The sequence below is a fragment of the Mycobacterium sp. THU-M104 genome (genome assembly GCF_049197365.1).
Lineage (GTDB): Bacteria > Actinomycetota > Actinomycetes > Mycobacteriales > Mycobacteriaceae > Mycobacterium.
Window position 1 is genome coordinate 1 of the sequence record NZ_JBMIOP010000180.1, and the last position, 2,830, is coordinate 2,830.

Sequence of the window (2,830 nt, forward strand, 5' to 3'; positions counted from 1 at the left end):
CGGTGCGGACCCCGGCGCGCACGGCCGAGAAGTCTAGGAAAAGTGGGTGAGATCCGCGCGCGTGGCGGTGCCCAGCGGCGAACGGGGCCGCGCCCAGTGCAGCCGCACGCGCTGGCCGGGCCGCACCTGCGCGACCTTGTCGATATCGTCGTCGGTGACCACACCGACGACCGGGTAACCGCCGGTGACCGGATGGTCGGGACCCAGGATCACCGGTAAACCGTTGGGCGGTACCTGAATCGCGCCGCGGATGGTGCCCTCGCTGGGAAGCTGCCGGTCCGGGAAGTGGTAGTGCAGCGGGCGGCCGACCAGCCGCATGCCCACCCTGTCGCTGCGGTCGGAGGCCACCCAGTCGCCGTGTACCAGGGCGTCGGGATCGACGAACCAATCGTCGCGTGGCCCAGGCACCACGGACAGCTCGACCGCCTCGCCGGTGATCGCGGCAACCGGGGCTTGGTCGAGCTGCGGATAGGCAGTAGTGTGCTCGCCGATCGGCAGACGATCCCCCGGCCGGAGCGGGGGCGGCCCGATCGCCGACATCACGTCATAGCTGCGGGAGCCCAGCACCGGCTCCACGCAGATGCCGCCACGCACCGCGACATAGGTGCGCATTCCGGCGCGCGGTGCGCCCAGCGTGATCACCTGGCCGTTACGCACATGGTGAATACTGTTGGTGCCGAATTTGATTCCGTCGACGGCCGGGTCGGTGTCGGCGCCTGTCACCGCGATGTCGACGTTGCCGCCGCGGACGCGGGCCGAGAAGCCGCCGAACGTCACCTCGACGGTGGCACGGTCGTCGGGGTTGGCGACCAACCGATTGGCCAGCTTGTGCGCCCGGCGGTCGGCTGCCCCGGAACCGCTGACGCCGAGGTGGGCCAACCCGGTCCGGCCGAGGTCCTGGACGACAGCGAGCGGCCCGGTACGCAGGACTTCCAGCGTGCGCACGGCGCCCCCTCACGCTGCCCGGAACTGGACCCACATGCCGTGCGTCAGCAACGCCGGGCTGGGTCGGTCGATGTCCCAGAGGGGGGCGTCGGTATGGCCGATCAGCTGCCATCCGCCGGGCGACTGCCGCGGATAGATCGCGCTGAATTCGTCGGCCAGGGCGACGGCGCCGGCCGGTACCGAGGTGCGCGGTTCCGGGCGCCGGGGTACCCGCAGTCGCGGGTCGCCGCCGACCAGGTAGGCGAAACCCGGTGTGAATCCACTGAATCCGACCTGCCACGCGGTCGAGGTGTGGGCTTCGACCACCGTGGCAGTGCTCAGTCCGGTGAGGCCGGCGACCTCGTCGAGATCCGGGCCGTCGTAGGCCACATCGATCACCATGTGGGGTCCGAGGTTTGGCGGGGCGGCCGCGTCGGCGCCGACCCGCAGCGTGGCAAGCCGTCGGCGAAGGGTCCCCTGGCGGCCGGGACCGTCGAGTTTCACCAGCACCGTGCGCACCGCGGGAACGATGTCGACCACGCCCGGCAGCGCCGCGGCCCGCAACGCCGCGACCCACGCCGCGACGTCGGCGGTGCTGTCGCACTGCACCATGAGTGCATGGTCGCCGTAGTCGAGCACGGTCAGGCCGACGGTGTCCGCCGACCGGCCCATGGGGATATCCGTCATGCTCACTACTCGACGGTAACCTCGCAGGTGCCGCTCAGCCGAGGATCTCGCCGATCTGCGGGGGCAGTTGCTCGGCGACGAACGGGTAACTGAGCGTCGACGCGAAGGCGACCGCGCCGGCCTCCTCCCTGGACGTGAAGATGTGGCGATGCTCGGCCGTCGCCCGGCAGGCGGCCACCTCCGGGTCGGCCAGGATCGCTTGTCGGCCGTCGGGGCCTTTCGTCGTCCAGATCACCACGTCGGCGGAATCGAGCACCGATGTGATGTGATCGCCCGGGATGACGGCGCGGGAGCCGTTGCCGAAGGGTTTGACGCTGTCCGCGACGTCCAGACCCATGGCGGTCAAAAAGTCGGTCCGCCAACCCGGCATCGTGGCGACCACGGTGCCCTGCCACAACGTGCCGTGCATCAGTAGGACCTTTCTGCCCTTCCATTGCGGATTCTTCTGGGCCACGGCGGCGAACTTCGCCTCGACGCCGTCGATCAGTGACTTCATCCGGTCTTCCTGGAACACGGCTCGTCCGATGGTGGTGGCCTGGACCTTCCACGGCTCGAAGAACGCGTCGCCTCCGGCCTGGGGGACGGTGGGGGCGATCGCCGACAGCTTGTGGTAAGTGTCTGCGTCGACTCCGGCGTTGATCGCCACGATGAGGTCGGGTTTGAGCTTGGCGATCCGGTCGACCTGGATTCCGTGGTCGAGGCTGAGCACCACCGGCTGCGCCGGGCCCAGCTGCGGCTGGGCCCACGGCCATACGGCGAAGGGCTCGTCGCCGAACCAGTTGGTCACCGCGACGGGTACCACGCCGACGGCGAGCAGGTCGTCTTGTTCGGTGTAGCCGGCGCTGACCACGCGCCCGGGCGGCTCTGTGATGACCGTCTGACCGAAGAGGTGCGTGATCGTCACCGGCCGATTGCCGGGGGTGCCCGCTGCCGGCTCGCGGGACGAGCACGCGGGCGACGCGCCGGCGGCAGCGGCGACCGCGAGCTGCAAAAATCGCCGTCGACTCCATCCCCGTCGCACCGCGTGAGACTATCTCGGCCACGGGCCGGAGGTGGCGTCCTCGCGGCGACCGCCTCAACTCAGCGGCACGCCGGTCTCGCGGATGTCCAGGGACCATGCTCATTCGGTCCGATTTTCCGGTCGCATTGCGACGGCCGTCACATATGGTGAAGTCATGCCTAATCTCCTCGGCCTGCCCGGGCAAACCGTGGCGAAAGT

General features: G+C 69.8%; 3 protein-coding genes. All 3 read right to left on the minus strand.

What is annotated here, in order from left to right; all coding sequences use genetic code 11:
- Positions 1-33 precede the first annotated feature (33 nt).
- From ACOJVU_RS14355 to ACOJVU_RS14365, 3 genes are read right to left on the minus strand one after another with little or no spacing between them, the layout of a single operon-like run.
- The gene (locus ACOJVU_RS14355) at positions 34-945 is read right to left on the minus strand and encodes a 5-oxoprolinase/urea amidolyase family protein (RefSeq protein WP_421530384.1); all 912 of its coding nucleotides are present in this window, start codon (positions 943-945) and stop codon (positions 34-36) included.
- Positions 946-954: 9 nt separating this feature from the next.
- Positions 955-1,611 (minus strand): 5-oxoprolinase subunit B family protein, encoded by a 657-nt coding sequence (locus tag ACOJVU_RS14360; RefSeq protein ID WP_421530386.1) that lies wholly within the window; start codon positions 1,609-1,611, stop codon positions 955-957.
- A gap of 34 nt (positions 1,612-1,645) precedes the next feature.
- Positions 1,646-2,632, minus strand: a complete 987-nt coding sequence (locus ACOJVU_RS14365) for an ABC transporter substrate-binding protein (RefSeq protein ID WP_421530385.1) — start codon at positions 2,630-2,632, stop codon at positions 1,646-1,648.
- Between the last annotated feature and the right edge of the window lie 198 nt (positions 2,633-2,830).